Origin of the sequence: Metabacillus dongyingensis (genome assembly GCF_019933155.2) — a bacterium.
Classification (GTDB): Bacteria; Bacillota; Bacilli; order Bacillales; family Bacillaceae; genus Bacillus_P; species Bacillus_P dongyingensis.
Window position 1 is genome coordinate 4025997 of sequence record NZ_CP082944.1, and the last position, 17223, is coordinate 4043219.

The following is a 17223-nucleotide window of genomic DNA, read 5'->3' on the forward strand; positions in this document are numbered from 1 at the left end:
CGGTTATGCTCCTGCCGTTTGCTCTACTAGCTCTTCCGTTACTAAAATGACTTCTTCAATATCTTTATCCGAGCGAATCACCATGCCATCCGGGACTACTAAACCTGATGGAACAATCGCATTTTCAATATATACATTATTGCCAATGACCGCATCCGGCATGACAACCGTGTTTTTCAGGAACGAATGCTGCCCTACTGTTACACCCTGGAATAAAACCGAATGGAGAATGGTTCCATAAACCACGCATCCTTCATTCACCAAAGATTCCGTTACTTCTGCACCCTCTGATAAATATTGAGGGGGCTGATTCGGGTTCACAGAATATATCCGCCAGTTATTATCAAACAAATCAAGTTCTGGCTCTTCATTTAAGAGATCCATATTGGCTTCCCAAAGACTTTTAACCGTTCCGACATCTTTCCAATAGCCTTTAAATGGATAAGCCACAAGTTTTTTCTTTTCATCAAGCAGCAAAGGCAATACGTCTTTGCCAAAGTCATGACTTGAATATGGATTCCGTTCATCCATCTCCAGAAAGTCTTTTAATATCGACCATTTGAAAATATAAATACCCATTGATGCAAGGTTATTCTTAGGATTTTGAGGCTTCTCATCAAATTCGACCACTTCTAAATTTGCATCTGTATTTAAAATGCCAAAGCGGCTTGCTTCTTCCCATGGGACTTCTTTAACAGAGATCGATACGTCTGCATCTTTTTCAACATGGTAATCAAGCATTTCCGAATAATCCATTTTATAGATGTGATCACCAGATAAAATCAGGACATACTCAGGATCATACTGCTTTAAGTAGTTCATGTTTTGATAGATGGCACTTGCCGTTCCTTTGTACCATTTAACCTCTGATGATTCTGCATATGGAGGGAGCACTGTAACTCCTCCATTTTTGCGGTCCAGGTCCCATGCACTGCCGATCCCGATATAAGAATTCAGGACAAGCGGCTGATATTGTGTAAGCACCCCAACGGTATCTACACCTGAATTGCAGCAATTGCTTAATGTAAAGTCGATAATGCGGTACTTTCCGCCAAATGGAACTGCGGGTTTTGCAAGGTTTTGCGTTAACGAACTTAAACGACTACCCTTTCCTCCTGCCAATAACATTGCGACGCACTTTTTTTTCACCATGGTTGATTGTCTCCTCTCGTTTTTTAACTGCGCGTAAAATGGATATTCCATAAGGCGGAATGGTCATTGATATGTGATAAGGCTGATTATGCTGCATGCCTTCTTGTGCTTTAAGATCTTTCTTATTAACCTGGCCTGATCCTCCAAATACAGTGTCGTCGCTGTTCATGATTTCAATGTATTTTGTATCAGCCGGCACCCCCACTTTATAATCGTGGTAGGTTTGCGGTCTGAAGTTGCAGACTACAACAAGCTGCTCATTAGGCTTTAGGCCTCTTCTGATAAAGGAAAATATACTTTGTTCGGAATTATTCACATCAATCCATTCAAAGCCTTCATGAGAGTGATCCTGCTCATACAGAGGGCGCTGTCTCTTATAAACAGCCAGCAGTTCCTTGAAATAGCTTCTTGCCTTTTGATGCATGTCAAAATCATCAAGCACCCAATCAAGCTGCTCAAGATCCTTCCACTCATCAAACTGGGCAAACTCCCCGCCCATAAACAGCAGCTTTTTGCCTGGATGAGTCATCATATACCCGAGCAGCAGACGATATTGAGCAAACTTCTGCCAATAATCACCCGGCATTTTATTCAGCAGCGAACGTTTTCCATGAACTACTTCATCATGTGAAAGCGGAAGGATAAAATTCTCAGTAAAGGCATAGATCAAAGAGAATGATACCTTGTGATGCAGGTGCTTCCGCTGTTCAGGCGGAGCTTCCATGTACTTGAGGATATCGTTCATCCAGCCCATGTTCCATTTATAGTTAAACCCAAGCCCTCCATCAGAGGTAGGTGATGTCACTAAAGGATAGTCTGTTGAGTCCTCTGCGATCATTAAAACACCAGGATCATACGCAAATACATTTTCATTCAGCTTTCTCAAAAAGTTCACGGCAAATGGGTTCTCGTGAGGCTCTTCTGTATTCTGCCAGTACAGCATATTAGCTACTGCATCCACTCTGAATCCATCAATATGATACTTCTCAAGCCAGAAAAGAGCATTTGAGATTAAGAAGCTCTGAACCTCAGGCTTTCCTAAATCGAAGTTAGCCGTACCCCAAACCTCATTCTCCCGGTCTTCATATCTCTTATATTCAAATGTCGGTTCCCCGTCGAAATAATAAAGCCCATGAGCATCCTTGCAGAAATGGCCAGGCACCCAGTCCATGATGACGCCAAGATTATTCTGATGACAAAGATCTATGAATTTCATTAGTTCATGAGGAGTTCCGTACCGGCTTGTAGCCGCATAATATCCTGTTCCCTGATATCCCCATGAACGGTCATAAGGATGTTCAATAATAGGCAAAAGCTCAATGTGAGTAAATCCATGATCGAGAACATACGGAATCAATATATCCGCTAGCTCCAAATATGTATAAAGGCTGCCGTCCTCTTTCTTTTTCCAAGAACAAAGATTAAGCTCGTAAATATACATCGGACGGTTATAAATTTCCTTTTGACGCTTCTTCTTCTGCCACTTCTGATCGTTCCATTCATATCCTGCCAGATCATAAACAATCGAAGCGGTATTAGGTTTTACCTCAGCATAAAAAGCAAACGGATCAGATTTTAGAATTTTCTCATTTTTCTGTGTAATAATCTCGTATTTATAAAGGTCGCCCTCTTTTATATCCTGAATAAAAGCAGACCAGATACCTTGATCATTCACTCTTTCAAGCTTGTGATTCGAGCCGTCCCAGTGATTAAAATCACCTGCAACCCGCACCTCAAGCGCATGAGGAGCCCAAACAGTAAACACAGTACCGCAAACACCGTTCCGTACGCTGCTGTGAGCACCAAATAATTCATGAGCTTTAAACAAATTTCCCTCATGGAAAAGATGAACCTCAAAATCAGTTGGCGTAGCAAGATTCATTCCTAATCACCCTTTCTATAAAGTTATCTTAATTCTTAATTCAATCAGAAGGAAGGATTTCCTTTTTTGTAAGCGCTTCTACTTATTGACATGATATGTCATGAATCATTATTCATTTTTCAAAAAATTATTCTTTTAAAATGACTTATAAAAAAATGTCGAATAAAGAAACGAAAGAAATAAGGATAATAGAAGAATTTGGCGAAAAAACATCAGTCAAATATACTAAATAATTCATTATGTGTAAGAAAATACAGGAATTTCTAACATGACATTCCGATAGTATAATTCGAGAAAGTTATATCACAAAAACAGTTAATTCGACAAAATGAGTAAGAATTGTCGAAATCTTTTTATTCTTCACTTTTGTTTTCTTTATTACCATTACTTATACCTCTGTTTGTGATTAATGAAACCTTCTGTCTCGATATTTTTATAAAAATTTATATTATTTGTTGAAAATATATTTTTTAGGCCGGGGATAGAAAGTGAATCATTTTTTATATGACCTGTCCTGAAGGTTTGATGAGCAGAATTTTTATACGAGTTTTCAGAATGATATTGAGTTGTTTTTAATAAGTGGAATTAGTCTGGCGAACTAGAACACTACTTTTGATAGTTGGAAGGGCAATCTGCGAGCAGGAAAATCATTTCGGTTAGCAGGTACGACGGATACAGCTTGAATCATAACCAGCGAAGACTATTACTTAAAAAATCTATAGTAGACTTGACCGATTTACAATCTTACAATCTAAGTTTCAGCAATAAAAATCAACAAAAAAGCGCTGCACTATGTGCAGCACTCTTTTAAGTATGACCCGTACGGGATTCGAACCCGTGTTACCGCCGTGAAAGGGCGGTGTCTTAACCGCTTGACCAACGGGCCAAAAACAGGCTTTCTGGCGGAGAAGGAGGGATTTGAACCCTCGCGCCGCTTACGCGACCTACACCCTTAGCAGGGGCGCCTCTTCAGCCACTTGAGTACTTCCCCAGATATGGCTCCGCAGGTAGGACTCGAACCTACGACCGATCGGTTAACAGCCGATAGCTCTACCACTGAGCTACTGCGGAATAATATTGAAACCTTATTTTACCAAAACATAAATGGTGGGCCTAAATGGACTCGAACCATCGACCTCACGCTTATCAGGCGTGCGCTCTAACCAGCTGAGCTATAGGCCCATTATGGAGCGGGTGATGGGAATCGAACCCACGACATTAGCTTGGAAGGCTAGAGTTTTACCATTAAACTACACCCGCAATATGAATATAAAAATGGGGCGACTGATGGGAATCGAACCCACGAATGCCAGAGCCACAATCTGGTGCGTTAACCACTTCGCCACAACCGCCACAATTATATTTTTTTAACATTTACATCATTAAGGTAAATGGTGGCTTGGGACGGAATCGAACCGCCGACACAAGGATTTTCAGTCCTTTGCTCTACCGACTGAGCTACCAAGCCATTTGTATTAATTAAATCTTCACCGCATTTTACTAATACTGCGTAAATCTAGTAAAAATGGCGGTCCCGACCGGGATCGAACCGGCGATCTCCTGCGTGACAGGCAGGCATGTTAACCGCTACACCACGGGACCATTTGGTTGCGGGGACAGGATTTGAACCTGCGACCTTCGGGTTATGAGCCCGACGAGCTACCAGACTGCTCCACCCCGCGATAATAATAATCAAGTTCTTTCTCATCCGATTATGCTGTATATTAACCGGTTTGCTGAAGTAAGATATTTCACTGTTTAAAATAATAATGGAGGAGGTAGAGGGATTCGAACCCCCGCGGGATTTGACTCCCCTGTCGGTTTTCAAGACCGATCCCTTCAGCCGGACTTGGGTATACCTCCGAAAGACTAAATAGAATGGTGGACCTTGTAGGACTCGAACCTACGACCGGACGGTTATGAGCCGTCTGCTCTAACCAACTGAGCTAAAGGTCCTTTTTTTTGGTAGCGGCGGAGGGAGTCGAACCCACGACCTCACGGGTATGAACCGTACGCTCTAGCCAGCTGAGCTACACCGCCCCAGGAACAAAGTCAATTAATTCTATATAATTGGTGGAGCCTAGCGGGATCGAACCGCTGACCTCCTGCGTGCAAGGCAGGCGCTCTCCCAGCTGAGCTAAGGCCCCTAATTAAAAGTTGAAAATGGTCGGGAAGACAGGATTCGAACCTGCGACCCCTTGGTCCCAAACCAAGTGCTCTACCAAGCTGAGCTACTTCCCGTTATATGGCGCGCCCGATAGGAGTCGAACCCATAACCTTTTGATCCGTAGTCAAACGCTCTATCCAATTGAGCTACGGGCGCATTTATGAAACAAGTGGTGCCGAGGACCGGAATCGAACCGGTACGGTAGTCACCTACCGCAGGATTTTAAGTCCTGTGCGTCTGCCAGTTCCGCCACCCCGGCGCAAGTAAGAGCGGAAGACGGGATTCGAACCCGCGACCCCCACCTTGGCAAGGTGGTGTTCTACCACTGAACTACTTCCGCAAAATATGATGCGGGTGAAGGGACTCGAACCCCCACGTCAATGACACTAGATCCTAAGTCTAGCGCGTCTGCCAATTCCGCCACACCCGCATATTAAGGAAAATGGTGTGCCATGAAGGACTCGAACCTTCGACCCTCTGATTAAAAGTCAGATGCTCTACCGACTGAGCTAATGGCACTTAGTTAAGAAAACACTCTTTAGTTTTGCAAGACACCCAAATCTCAGAAAGATTATTCAAGGAGTGGCTCGATTTGTGTGCTGAAGCGTAAGCTTCGAAGATTACTCGTTCGTGCTCTAGCGACTGAGCTAATGGCACGTATTAAATCATATCTTGATTCAGTTTAAGACCGAATGGTGCCGGCAAGAGGACTTGAACCCCCAACCTACTGATTACAAGTCAGTTGCTCTACCAATTGAGCTACACCGGCATTTAAAGTAAGGTAAGCAATACTTTTTTTGCTGATCTTTTGCAGCATGTTAACAACAAGAGTAAATGGTGGAGGATGACGGGCTCGAACCGCCGACCCTCTGCTTGTAAGGCAGATGCTCTCCCAGCTGAGCTAATCCTCCGCTTGAATACTTTTGTCATTAGCCTGGCAACGTCCTACTCTCACAGGGGGAAACCCCCAACTACCATCGGCGCTAAAGAGCTTAACTTCCGTGTTCGGCATGGGAACGGGTGTGACCTCTTTGCCATCATCACCAGACATAGTGACAAAAATTATTATACTATGAAATCCGAAGATTTCAAGCTTTTTTTTTCGAAAGAAGTTATTCTTTCAAAACTAAATAACGTATGATAACAAGTTTTCACTTAGATTTTACACTTTATTAGACTGTGGTTAAGTCCTCGAACGATTAGTATCTGTCAGCTCCACACGTCACCGCGCTTCCACCTCAGACCTATCAACCTGATCATCTTTCAGGGTTCTTACTCACTAATGTGATGGGAAATCTCATCTTGAGGGGGGCTTCATGCTTAGATGCTTTCAGCACTTATCCCTTCCGCACATAGCTACCCAGCGATGCCTTTGGCAAGACAACTGGTACACCAGCGGTGCGTCCATCCCGGTCCTCTCGTACTAAGGACAGCTCCTCTCAAATTTCCTGCGCCCACGACGGATAGGGACCGAACTGTCTCACGACGTTCTGAACCCAGCTCGCGTACCGCTTTAATGGGCGAACAGCCCAACCCTTGGGACCGACTACAGCCCCAGGATGCGATGAGCCGACATCGAGGTGCCAAACCTCCCCGTCGATGTGGACTCTTGGGGGAGATAAGCCTGTTATCCCCGGGGTAGCTTTTATCCGTTGAGCGATGGCCCTTCCATGCGGAACCACCGGATCACTAAGCCCGACTTTCGTCCCTGCTCGACTTGTAGGTCTCGCAGTCAAGCTCCCTTGTGCCTTTACACTCTGCGAATGATTTCCAACCATTCTGAGGGAACCTTTGGGCGCCTCCGTTACATTTTAGGAGGCGACCGCCCCAGTCAAACTGCCCACCTGACACTGTCTCCCAGCCCGATCAGGGCTGTGGGTTAGAATTTCAATACAGCAAGGGTAGTATCCCACCAATGCCTCCACCGAAGCTGGCGCTCCGGCTTCCAAGGCTCCTACCTATCCTGTACAAGCTGTACCAAAATTCAATATCAGGCTACAGTAAAGCTCCACGGGGTCTTTCCGTCCTGTCGCGGGTAACCTGCATCTTCACAGGTACTATAATTTCACCGAGTCTCTCGTTGAGACAGTGCCCAGATCGTTACGCCTTTCGTGCGGGTCGGAACTTACCCGACAAGGAATTTCGCTACCTTAGGACCGTTATAGTTACGGCCGCCGTTTACTGGGGCTTCAATTCAAAGCTTCGCTTGCGCTAACCTCTCCTCTTAACCTTCCAGCACCGGGCAGGCGTCAGCCCCTATACTTCGCCTTGCGGCTTCGCAGAGACCTGTGTTTTTGCTAAACAGTCGCCTGGGCCTATTCACTGCGGCTTTTCAGGGCTATGAACCCTAAAAAGCACCCCTTCTCCCGAAGTTACGGGGTCATTTTGCCGAGTTCCTTAACGAGAGTTCTCTCGCTCACCTTAGGATTCTCTCCTCGCCTACCTGTGTCGGTTTGCGGTACGGGCACCTCTCACCTCGCTAGAGGCTTTTCTTGGCAGTGTGGAATCAGGAACTTCGGTACTAAATTTCCCTCGCCATCACAGCTCAGCCTTTATGAGAAGCGGATTTGCCTACTTCTCAGCCTAACTGCTTGGACGCGCATATCCAACAGCGCGCTTGCCCTATCCTCCTGCGTCCCCCCATTGCTCAAATGGTGAGGAGGTGGTACAGGAATATCAACCTGTTGTCCATCGCCTACGCCTTTCGGCCTCGGCTTAGGTCCCGACTAACCCTGAGCGGACGAGCCTTCCTCAGGAAACCTTAGGCATTCGGTGGAGGGGATTCTCACCCCTCTTTCGCTACTCATACCGGCATTCTCACTTCTAAGCGCTCCACCAGTCCTTACGGTCTAGCTTCAACGCCCTTAGAACGCTCTCCTACCACTGTTCGTAAGAACAGTCCACAGCTTCGGTGATACGTTTAGCCCCGGTACATTTTCGGCGCAGAGTCACTCGACCAGTGAGCTATTACGCACTCTTTAAATGGTGGCTGCTTCTAAGCCAACATCCTGGTTGTCTAAGCAACTCCACATCCTTTTCCACTTAACGTATACTTTGGGACCTTAGCTGGTGGTCTGGGCTGTTTCCCTCTTGACTACGGATCTTATCACTCGCAGTCTGACTCCCAAGGAGCAAGTCTTTGGCATTCGGAGTTTGACTGAATTCGGTAACCCGATGAGGGCCCCTAGTCCAATCAGTGCTCTACCTCCAAGACTCTCATACTTGAGGCTAGCCCTAAAGCTATTTCGGAGAGAACCAGCTATCTCCAGGTTCGATTGGAATTTCTCCGCTACCCACACCTCATCCCCGCACTTTTCAACGTGCGTGGGTTCGGGCCTCCATTCAGTGTTACCTGAACTTCACCCTGGACATGGGTAGATCACCTGGTTTCGGGTCTACGACCACGTACTAAAACGCCCTATTCAGACTCGCTTTCGCTGCGGCTCCGTCTCATCAACTTAACCTTGCACGGGATCGTAACTCGCCGGTTCATTCTACAAAAGGCACGCCATCACCCGTTAACGGGCTCTGACTACTTGTAAGCACACGGTTTCAGGATCTTTTCACTCCCCTTCCGGGGTGCTTTTCACCTTTCCCTCACGGTACTGGTTCACTATCGGTCACTAGGGAGTATTTAGCCTTGGGAGATGGTCCTCCCTGCTTCCGACGGGATTTCTCGTGTCCCGCCGTACTCAGGATCCACTCTGGAGGGAACGAAGTTTCGACTACAGGGTTATTACCTTCTCTGACGGACCTTTCCAGGTCGCTTCATCTACCTCGTTCCTTTGTAACTCCGTATAGAGTGTCCTACAACCCCAAGAGGCAAGCCTCTTGGTTTGGGCTAATTCCGTTTCGCTCGCCGCTACTTGGGAAATCGCGTTTGCTTTCTCTTCCTCCGGGTACTTAGATGTTTCAGTTCCCCGGGTCTGCCTTCATTATCCTATGTATTCAGATAAAGATACTGTTCCATTACGAACAGTGGGTTTCCCCATTCGGAAATCTCTGGATCAAAGCTTACTTACAGCTCCCCAAAGCATATCGGTGTTAGTCCCGTCCTTCATCGGCTCCTAGTGCCAAGGCATCCACCGTGCGCCCTTCATAACTTAACCTAAATGGTCAACCGCATCATAAGATGCGTTTCGCATTTCGTTGTTTGTTTAGACATAAATGTCTAGAAAATCACTAATTATGGTAAGCGTAAATCTCAGTGAATTACTTGTTATCAATTACGTTATCTAGTTTTCAAAGAACAACCGACAAATCGGATGATTTGTCTTCTATCATAGAGAGAATGATCTCTCAAAACTAAACAAAAACCAAAAGCGTCCTCATATCTTCCTTAGAAAGGAGGTGATCCAGCCGCACCTTCCGATACGGCTACCTTGTTACGACTTCACCCCAATCATCTACCCCACCTTAGGCGGCTGGCTCCTTGCGGTTACCCCACCGACTTCGGGTGTTGCAAACTCTCGTGGTGTGACGGGCGGTGTGTACAAGGCCCGGGAACGTATTCACCGCGGCATGCTGATCCGCGATTACTAGCGATTCCAGCTTCATGCAGGCGAGTTGCAGCCTGCAATCCGAACTGAGAATGGTTTTATGGGATTGGCTAAACCTCGCGGTCTCGCAGCCCTTTGTACCATCCATTGTAGCACGTGTGTAGCCCAGGTCATAAGGGGCATGATGATTTGACGTCATCCCCACCTTCCTCCGGTTTGTCACCGGCAGTCACCTTAGAGTGCCCAACTGAATGCTGGCAACTAAGATCAAGGGTTGCGCTCGTTGCGGGACTTAACCCAACATCTCACGACACGAGCTGACGACAACCATGCACCACCTGTCACTTTGTCCCCCGAAGGGGAACCTTCTATCTCTAGAAGTGGCAAAGGATGTCAAGACCTGGTAAGGTTCTTCGCGTTGCTTCGAATTAAACCACATGCTCCACCGCTTGTGCGGGCCCCCGTCAATTCCTTTGAGTTTCAGTCTTGCGACCGTACTCCCCAGGCGGAGTGCTTAATGCGTTAGCTGCAGCACTAAAGGGCGGAAACCCTCTAACACTTAGCACTCATCGTTTACGGCGTGGACTACCAGGGTATCTAATCCTGTTCGCTCCCCACGCTTTCGCGCCTCAGCGTCAGTTACAGACCAGAGAGTCGCCTTCGCCACTGGTGTTCCTCCACATCTCTACGCATTTCACCGCTACACGTGGAATTCCACTCTCCTCTTCTGCACTCAAGTTTCCCAGTTTCCAATGACCCTCCCCGGTTGAGCCGGGGGCTTTCACATCAGACTTAAGAAACCGCCTGCGCGCGCTTTACGCCCAATAATTCCGGACAACGCTTGCCACCTACGTATTACCGCGGCTGCTGGCACGTAGTTAGCCGTGGCTTTCTGGTTAGGTACCGTCAAGGTGCGAGCAGTTACTCTCGCACTTGTTCTTCCCTAACAACAGAGTTTTACGATCCGAAAACCTTCATCACTCACGCGGCGTTGCTCCGTCAGACTTTCGTCCATTGCGGAAGATTCCCTACTGCTGCCTCCCGTAGGAGTCTGGGCCGTGTCTCAGTCCCAGTGTGGCCGATCACCCTCTCAGGTCGGCTACGCATCGTTGCCTTGGTGAGCCATTACCTCACCAACTAGCTAATGCGCCGCGGGCCCATCTGTAAGTGACAGCCGAAACCGTCTTTCCAACTTGAACCATGCGGTTCAAGATACTATCCGGTATTAGCTCCGGTTTCCCGGAGTTATCCCAGTCTTACAGGCAGGTTGCCCACGTGTTACTCACCCGTCCGCCGCTGACCTCCGAAGAGGTCCGCTCGACTTGCATGTATTAGGCACGCCGCCAGCGTTCGTCCTGAGCCAGGATCAAACTCTCCGAAGAAAATTTGTGACTCAATTTGTTGCTGACTTCAAAAATTTAAAACGTTTGGTACGCTTTTGGTTTTGTTTAGTTTTCAAAGATCATTTGCTTCAAGCGAAGCTTTATTAATATAACATTTTGCCGTTTTAAAGTCAAGCGTTAATTTTACTTTTCTTTTTTTTAGGCTGTGTTGCTTTTTCGCGTTTTTCGCGGCAACGAATAATAATATACCACGCTGAAATTCCCTTTGCAATAGCTTTTTTATCATTTTATAAAAAAAGATTTTAATTATCGAAAACGCACTGAATTTGTCTGAAATTCAGTGCGTCATATTCGAATCAGGACTGTTTTAAATGAAGAACATCAAGCAATCTCCTTTTAAGTAAAGCAAATTCCGAACTAGTAATGAGATTTTCTTTCCTTGGCCGTGTAAATTCTACGTTCACTTCTTCTATTAGGCATCCAGGTCTTGGTGAGAGGATGAAGATTCTGTCTGACAGGAAGATAGCTTCATCCATATCATGTGTAATGAATATCACTGTCTGATCTGTTTCCTCGCATATTTGGATAAACCACTTCTGCAGTTCAAGTCTTGTCATCGCATCAAGTTTGCCGAATGGTTCATCTAATAGAAGAAGTTCTTTATTGTTTAGGTATGCTCTTAGGAAATTGGCACGCTGCCGCATTCCGCCTGAGAGCATAAAGGGATAATGCTCTTCAAATCCTGCAAGCCCAAATTTCGGGAAAAGACCGCGAGCTTGAGTGCGCGCCTCATCTCTCCCGGTACCTTGTATTTCTAATGGAAGAATAACATTATCCAAAACCGTTCTCCATGGAAACAATACATCACTTTGGGGCATATAGCCGACAAGACCGGTTTTATTTGTAATATCTTCTCCATTATACTTTACACTGCCTTTAGTCGGCTTATTGATGCCGGCTATAATATCAAGCAATGTGCTTTTTCCGCAGCCGCTTGGTCCAATAATGCTTACAAATTCACCCTTTTTCACATTCAAGTCTGTCGGCATCAGGACATTCTGGTCTTTAGAATAAGATTTGCTGATTTGAGAAAGAGTCAGCATGCTATTTCTTTCCTTCAGGCAGGAATTCATTTGTAAAAGCTTCACTTGGTTCAATGTTCTCTTCAATCAGCTTTCGTTCATACATCCAATCGGCATATCTTTTCCAGACTTTTTCATCTTGAATGCCCCATTGCTTCGCTTTTCCCTGATACTGATCACTTAGCCACACTTGGCTTTCCTTTACTAGCTCAGCATTAATCTCAGGTACATTTTTAATCAGAATATCCGCTGCTTCTTCCGGCTCTTCAATGGCAAATTGATAACCCTTTGATGTAGCCTTCATGAAGGACTGAACCATTTCTTTGTCTTTTGCAATTTTGGATTCGCTGGTTGCAATAACCGGAGTGTAATAGTTTAATGCTGGATCAAGGTCTTTTAAATAGATGTAGTTCAATTCAATTCCCTGGCGAGCAGCCTCAACCCCATCCCATCCCTGGAAAATCCATTGAAAGTCTGTATCGCGTCCGATCGACTTGAAAAAGTCTGTTGCTCCAAGCGTGACATAATCCACTTTTTCAAAGTCTGCATTCGATTTATCCATTACAGCTTTAATAACAGCTTCTTCTGTAGGAGAACCCCATCCCCCGTAACGTTTTCCTTCAAAATCCTTTGGAGAAGTGATGTTTTCTTCTTTTAAAGAAGCAAATGCAGAAGTATTCTCCTGTATGATTGCTCCTATTGAAACAATCGGCACACCTGTTGATCTTGCGTGTGTAATATTCTCCTGATGGCTGACAGCAAAATCAACTTCACCAGAGGCAACAATCTGATCCGCACTGACTCCTTCACCAGGTTCAACTATTTCAACATCAAGACCTTCTTCTTTATAGAAGCCATTTTCTTTCGCTGCATAAATGCCTGTATGATTTGTATTTGGAAACCAATCCAGCATAATCTTCACTTTTTTTAATTCCTCATCAGAGGATTTTTCTGCCGATCCGCATCCAGATAAGATGAACACTAAACTAAATAGAATAAATACGAGTTGTTTCATTTTTTCTCCCCCGTGCTAGTTAGAATGCTTTTGCTGCTTATATTTCCAAGGCATCATGATTCTTGCCAGTATTTCAATAAGTGTAAAAATGATTAAGCTTAAACCTACTATTAAGACGATTGTTGCAAATACTTTATCTGTCAGAAACGATTGGGAGGATCGAGTCAATAGAATTCCGAGTCCTTTGCTTGCACCCAGCCACTCTCCGATAACCGCCCCCATCACACTGTATGTTCCGGCTATTTTCAACCCTGAAAAAAAGAAAGGTGTTGCAGCTGGAAGCTTCAATTTTAAAAACATCTGTCTGCGGCTTGCTCCAAGCGTTCTCATGAGCTTCACCATATCCCTGTCTACTAAACGGAAGCCGTCAGAAAGATTGATGGCGATCGGAAAGAAACAAACGAGCGCCACGACAATTACTTTAGGAAAAATGCCGAATCCAAACCAGATGATAAGCAATGGAGCAAGCGCTATTATTGGAATGGTTTGTGAAAGAACAAGCAGCGGTTCAACTGCTTTTCGAACCCAATCTGACAGGTCTATTAAGATAGCAATCAATACGCCCGCTGTTACAGCGATCAATAAACCAAGTACTGCTTCCGACAGAGTCTGCAGGATATGTCCGCCTATCGTTCCCCTCATTTCAGCAAGCGTGATGAAAATATGAGTCGGACGAGGCAGAATCCAATTTTCCACTTTTGAAACGATGACAGCCAATTCCCACAAAAAGAGGAATGACAGCAGCACTATACCAGGAAGCGCTATTCCTGAAAGTGTTTTAACGGTATTTCTTAAGTTTTTCATCCATTGTGACCCCTTCTTTTGGGCGGTAATGAATTTTCATGTGAGTCATTACCTCGGTTGCACCGGCTGAAATACAGGCATCCTGCGCTTGCTTAACGATATCAATCAATTCATCTAGCTCTCCCTCCATAACCGTCTCCATCGCACCTACCTCATATTTAACTCCTGATCGCTGAACAACCTCGATCGCTTTGTCGACAATTTCATATGTATTCCCTTCTGATGATTTAGGCAGCACCTGAAATGCTAGATTTACACTGGACATTCTTTATCCTCCTTAAAATTTATTAATATATGAATATCTGACCGAACAACAAAAAAGGCTGCCACTGGGGCAGCCTTAACGCATTCGCAAAGTTATGGAAAAGTAATGCATCTTCCGCATTCCCTCCGCTGGCATTACCCAGATCAGGTTAAAGGGTCGATACAAGAATCAGTATCCTCTCAGCCAAGTTCACTCAGCTCCCCTGCATATATTGAATTCATGGAAACTATAGCAAGATTTTGGATCCTTGTAAAGACAGATAAAAGAGCTTTCCATTCTTTTCTGAAAAAAATCAAGATTTAGTCTTGTCGAATTTTGCAACTTCCTGTATAGTAGTGTCTAAATCATATATTGCATTTGACCACTTGGGGAGCCATTCGGCTGAGAGTGAACGTTATGTTCAGACCCGTTGAACCTGTATAGTTAAAGCTTACGTAGGGATGTGGCGATGGATTCAAGTGATAACCCAACCAAAGCAGTGCGTGGAAACCATCCGACATTCCCCGCATTGCTTTTTATTATGGAAAAAAACTGCCCCGGTCAATGCTGAAAAGGGGAAGAGCTATGCAGACAAATACACGTCTAGTTTTTTTAGTAGAAGCAGCGATTCTATCAGCAATTGCATTTCTGCTTGATTTAGCAACAAGCTTCATTGGCAAAATGCCTCAGGGAGGGTCAATTTCGCTTGCAATGATTCCAGTCCTGATCATGGGTTTTCGCCACGGATTAAAGGGAGGACTGCTGACAGGCTTTTTACTTGGCGTTTTGCAGACGATTATGGGCTACACCACAATTGTGCATCCAGTCCAGGGTTTTCTTGACTATTTTGTTGCATTTACCGTGGTAGGTGCCGGAGGAGTTTTCTATAAACAAGTCCAAAGCTCTCTGAATCCTCTTAACAGAGGACGATTAATTGCTTACGTAGTAGCAGCGGCTTTTCTGGGAAGCTTCCTTAGATTTGCTGCACATACACTTGCCGGCGCTATTTTCTTTGCAGAATTTGCAGGCGATAAGCCCGTTCTGCTGTATTCAGCCGGCTATAACGCTTCCTACATGGTGCCTACATTTATCATTTGCTCAATCGTCTTAGTACTGATGCTCACTGCTTCTAAATCACTTGTCTTAAAAAGAAAATAGATTCTGTCAAAAGCACCGATTTTTTTCGGTGCTTTTTTATCCTATTAAAATTTATATAATTTCTTCCATTCATGTCTATTCCAGCGCCTGACTCTTCGGTCAGAACTTATTTCTTGTCATAAACACTCTATCATCAGCATGTACTAGTAGTAATAGATTTCTTATGGAGGGCAAATGATGAATCTATCCTTCTCATTGATGATGATAACATTTTTATTGTCGATTATTCATTTTCTATATGGTTATTTTGAAGCGATAAGGATCAGCAACGAAGAAGAATTAGTCAACGGCTGGTCTATGATTTTCTCTTTCCCGCTTGGGTTTGTATTCGCATATTTTGCTTCGGTATTTCATCAGCAGGTTTTACCCCACTAAAAAGAAACGCGACAAGGTCACGTTTCTTTTTTCATTACCTCTATTAATTTCTCTAAGTACGGATCCAATTCCTCAAATGAGTATCCAGCACTTTCAGCCTTTGACACATTCAGTGTCCATTCACCTGATAATCCATAAGGTGAAGCATTCTCTTTCGCAATCTCCCTTGTCACAATCGCTTTTTTCCCGACAGCACATCCGATTTTAAGCAGAAGATCATTCAGTGACAGACTTTTTTCAAAAGCGGCATTGTATGCACCCGTTAAGGTTTTTTCTCCAGCCATATACAAGAATCCCGCTGCGTCCTCAGCTGAAGTATAGCTGTAAAAATATCCAGGATCTGCAATTCCAATCGGTTCCTCGTTCTTCACCTTTTTCACATGAAATAAAAAGCGTTCCGTATAATCATCTATTCCGATTACCAGAGCAGGTCTTACAGCGGCAACAGGCACATCCGCATTCTGAAAAAGATAGGCTTCTGCACTGCGTTTCGCTTCCTGATAGCCGCTTATCCCTTTATAGTCTTTGCGCTCTTTAAAAGAAGGCTCATACGACAGAGGATCAAAGTCCTCTTCTGTCTTCCCTCTCCCAAATTCATAGACTGCCATTGTCGAAGTGAAAATATAATGCCTGATTTTGCCGTGTAGCGCTTCATAAGCAGATTTTGCTTCAAGCGGCGAAAAACACGATTGATCATAAACAACGTCCCATTGTTTATGATCAAAGGCTTTAATCATTGATTCTTTGTTTTCACGATCGATAATCAGACGCTCTACGCCATCTCCAAAGTCATCATGAGTTCTTCCTCTTGTTGCAATCGTCACTTTTGCCCCATTTTCAAGCAGATTATGAACAAGTCTTTTGCCGAAAAATTGCGTTCCGCCCAGTATTAATGCTCGATTCACAGTGATCCCTCTTTCCTTTTCAATGCAGCTGCCAGTTTCGACAAATCACGCCATCCAAATGCGGTCTCCTGATGATCTGTCCCATCAATCGTATAGACGTCCTCTGCGATCCTTTCGGGCAAAAAGCGTTCATAGAATCCTTTTGAAGGATTCTCATCCATTACCCACAGCAGCATAGATTGATAGTTTTTCCGAAGCAGTTCATTTGCAGTTGCCTCTACAAGCCTGCGCCCGATGCCTGCTCCCTGCACTTCTTTTAATAGATAGATCGCATATAATTCCCCATCAAATCCATATTCCTTTGTCCGCTCTGGTCCGAAGCCTGCAAACCCTGCTATTTGGCCATCCTGATTTTCTGCCACAAAAACAGTCTCCGGATCAATAGACACCCACATTTTTTCTTTGCTTTCATATGTAAGACTTTCAAGATATTCATCTGCTACAATACCTTTATAGGTTGTTCTCCAGCTGTCCACGTGAACAACTGCGATTTGCTTCGCATCTTCTTTAACAGCTTTTCTTATTCTAAAATTCATTTTCAACACTCCTTGCTGAAAAAATTCGACAAGCGAAAATTAAATCCCTACCTCTAAAAGG

General features: G+C 44.7%; 10 protein-coding genes, 21 tRNA genes, 3 rRNA genes and 2 riboswitches. Of the genes, 2 read left to right on the forward strand and 32 right to left on the reverse strand.

Annotated features, from left to right (window positions below; genetic code table 11):
* Nucleotides 1-3: 3 nt before the first annotated feature.
* The 30 genes from K8L98_RS20005 to K8L98_RS20150 all read right to left on the reverse strand — a co-directional run bounded on the left by K8L98_RS20005 (nucleotide 4) and on the right by K8L98_RS20150 (nucleotide 14209).
* Nucleotides 4-1149: a glucose-1-phosphate adenylyltransferase gene (locus tag K8L98_RS20005; RefSeq protein WP_223443619.1), complete on the reverse strand. Its 1146-nt coding sequence runs from the start codon at nucleotides 1147-1149 to the stop codon at nucleotides 4-6.
* Nucleotides 1103-3034 carry a 1,4-alpha-glucan branching enzyme gene (gene glgB, locus K8L98_RS20010; RefSeq protein WP_223437529.1) on the reverse strand — a complete coding sequence of 644 codons (1932 nt, stop codon included), beginning with the start codon at nucleotides 3032-3034 and terminating at the stop codon, nucleotides 1103-1105. The genes K8L98_RS20005 and glgB overlap by 47 nt, the downstream gene beginning before the upstream one ends.
* 814 nt (nucleotides 3035-3848) lie before the next feature.
* Nucleotides 3849-3920 (reverse strand) — tRNA-Glu (locus K8L98_RS20015).
* 14 nt (nucleotides 3921-3934) lie between these two features.
* Nucleotides 3935-4025: transfer RNA gene (locus tag K8L98_RS20020), tRNA-Ser, on the reverse strand.
* Nucleotides 4026-4030: 5 nt separating this feature from the next.
* Nucleotides 4031-4105: transfer RNA gene (locus tag K8L98_RS20025), tRNA-Asn, on the reverse strand.
* Between the two features lie 34 nt (nucleotides 4106-4139).
* Nucleotides 4140-4216: transfer RNA gene (locus K8L98_RS20030), tRNA-Ile, on the reverse strand.
* A 4-nt stretch (nucleotides 4217-4220) separates the two neighbouring features.
* A tRNA-Gly gene (locus tag K8L98_RS20035) sits at nucleotides 4221-4294 on the reverse strand.
* A gap of 16 nt (nucleotides 4295-4310) precedes the next feature.
* Nucleotides 4311-4386 (reverse strand) — tRNA-His (locus K8L98_RS20040).
* Between the two features lie 40 nt (nucleotides 4387-4426).
* A tRNA-Phe gene (locus tag K8L98_RS20045) sits at nucleotides 4427-4502 on the reverse strand.
* A 58-nt stretch (nucleotides 4503-4560) separates the two neighbouring features.
* Nucleotides 4561-4636: transfer RNA gene (locus tag K8L98_RS20050), tRNA-Asp, on the reverse strand.
* Between the two features lie 3 nt (nucleotides 4637-4639).
* A tRNA-Met gene (locus K8L98_RS20055) sits at nucleotides 4640-4716 on the reverse strand.
* 88 nt (nucleotides 4717-4804) lie between these two features.
* Nucleotides 4805-4897, reverse strand: a tRNA-Ser gene (locus K8L98_RS20060).
* Between the two features lie 16 nt (nucleotides 4898-4913).
* Nucleotides 4914-4990, reverse strand: a tRNA-Ile gene (locus tag K8L98_RS20065).
* 7 nt (nucleotides 4991-4997) lie between these two features.
* Nucleotides 4998-5074: transfer RNA gene (locus tag K8L98_RS20070), tRNA-Met, on the reverse strand.
* 31 nt (nucleotides 5075-5105) lie between these two features.
* A tRNA-Ala gene (locus K8L98_RS20075) sits at nucleotides 5106-5181 on the reverse strand.
* A 17-nt stretch (nucleotides 5182-5198) separates the two neighbouring features.
* Nucleotides 5199-5275: transfer RNA gene (locus K8L98_RS20080), tRNA-Pro, on the reverse strand.
* 5 nt (nucleotides 5276-5280) lie between these two features.
* Nucleotides 5281-5357, reverse strand: a tRNA-Arg gene (locus K8L98_RS20085).
* A 14-nt stretch (nucleotides 5358-5371) separates the two neighbouring features.
* Nucleotides 5372-5460: transfer RNA gene (locus K8L98_RS20090), tRNA-Leu, on the reverse strand.
* Nucleotides 5461-5469: 9 nt separating this feature from the next.
* Nucleotides 5470-5541 (reverse strand) — tRNA-Gly (locus K8L98_RS20095).
* Nucleotides 5542-5550: 9 nt separating this feature from the next.
* A tRNA-Leu gene (locus tag K8L98_RS20100) sits at nucleotides 5551-5631 on the reverse strand.
* A gap of 13 nt (nucleotides 5632-5644) precedes the next feature.
* Nucleotides 5645-5720: transfer RNA gene (locus K8L98_RS20105), tRNA-Lys, on the reverse strand.
* Between the two features lie 174 nt (nucleotides 5721-5894).
* A tRNA-Thr gene (locus tag K8L98_RS20110) sits at nucleotides 5895-5970 on the reverse strand.
* Between the two features lie 66 nt (nucleotides 5971-6036).
* A tRNA-Val gene (locus tag K8L98_RS20115) sits at nucleotides 6037-6112 on the reverse strand.
* A 21-nt stretch (nucleotides 6113-6133) separates the two neighbouring features.
* Nucleotides 6134-6249 (reverse strand): 5S ribosomal RNA (gene rrf, locus K8L98_RS20120).
* A 131-nt stretch (nucleotides 6250-6380) separates the two neighbouring features.
* Nucleotides 6381-9310: ribosomal RNA gene (locus tag K8L98_RS20125) — 23S ribosomal RNA — on the reverse strand.
* A 234-nt stretch (nucleotides 9311-9544) separates the two neighbouring features.
* Nucleotides 9545-11082, reverse strand: a 16S ribosomal RNA gene (locus K8L98_RS20130).
* Together the 16S, 23S and 5S rRNA genes with 21 tRNA genes alongside form the textbook arrangement of a ribosomal RNA operon.
* Nucleotides 11083-11399: 317 nt before the next feature.
* Nucleotides 11400-12146, reverse strand: coding sequence for an ABC transporter ATP-binding protein (locus K8L98_RS20135; RefSeq protein ID WP_223437531.1), 747 nt, complete (start codon nucleotides 12144-12146; stop codon nucleotides 11400-11402).
* A gap of 1 nt (nucleotide 12147) precedes the next feature.
* Nucleotides 12148-13140 carry an ABC transporter substrate-binding protein gene (locus K8L98_RS20140; RefSeq protein WP_223437533.1) on the reverse strand — a complete coding sequence of 331 codons (993 nt, stop codon included), beginning with the start codon at nucleotides 13138-13140 and terminating at the stop codon, nucleotides 12148-12150.
* Between the two features lie 15 nt (nucleotides 13141-13155).
* Nucleotides 13156-13944 (reverse strand): ABC transporter permease, encoded by a 789-nt coding sequence (locus K8L98_RS20145; RefSeq protein WP_223437535.1) that lies wholly within the window; start codon nucleotides 13942-13944, stop codon nucleotides 13156-13158.
* Nucleotides 13919-14209, reverse strand: a complete 291-nt coding sequence (locus K8L98_RS20150; RefSeq protein WP_223437537.1) for an MTH1187 family thiamine-binding protein — start codon at nucleotides 14207-14209, stop codon at nucleotides 13919-13921. The genes K8L98_RS20145 and K8L98_RS20150 overlap by 26 nt, the downstream gene beginning before the upstream one ends.
* 101 nt (nucleotides 14210-14310) lie before the next feature.
* Nucleotides 14311-14423, reverse strand: a riboswitch (TPP riboswitch).
* 142 nt (nucleotides 14424-14565) lie between these two features.
* A riboswitch (TPP riboswitch) is annotated at nucleotides 14566-14667 on the forward strand.
* A gap of 106 nt (nucleotides 14668-14773) precedes the next feature.
* Here K8L98_RS20150 and thiT point away from each other — a divergent pair.
* Together thiT and K8L98_RS20160 are read left to right on the forward strand one after the other, a co-directional pair.
* Nucleotides 14774-15346 carry an energy-coupled thiamine transporter ThiT gene (gene thiT, locus K8L98_RS20155; protein ID WP_223437540.1) on the forward strand — a complete coding sequence of 191 codons (573 nt, stop codon included), beginning with the start codon at nucleotides 14774-14776 and terminating at the stop codon, nucleotides 15344-15346.
* 177 nt (nucleotides 15347-15523) lie between these two features.
* Entirely contained in the window at nucleotides 15524-15721 is a 198-nt protein-coding gene (locus K8L98_RS20160) for a hypothetical protein (protein ID WP_223437542.1), read from the forward strand.
* A 17-nt stretch (nucleotides 15722-15738) separates the two neighbouring features.
* On the opposite strand, the gene K8L98_RS20165 is transcribed toward K8L98_RS20160, so the two are convergent.
* Entirely contained in the window at nucleotides 15739-16626 is an 888-nt protein-coding gene (locus K8L98_RS20165; protein WP_223437543.1) for an NAD-dependent epimerase/dehydratase family protein, read from the reverse strand.
* Nucleotides 16623-17162 carry a GNAT family N-acetyltransferase gene (locus tag K8L98_RS20170; RefSeq protein WP_223437545.1) on the reverse strand — a complete coding sequence of 180 codons (540 nt, stop codon included), beginning with the start codon at nucleotides 17160-17162 and terminating at the stop codon, nucleotides 16623-16625. Before K8L98_RS20170 ends, K8L98_RS20165 begins: the two co-directional genes overlap by 4 nt.
* Nucleotides 17163-17223: the final 61 nt, after the last annotated feature.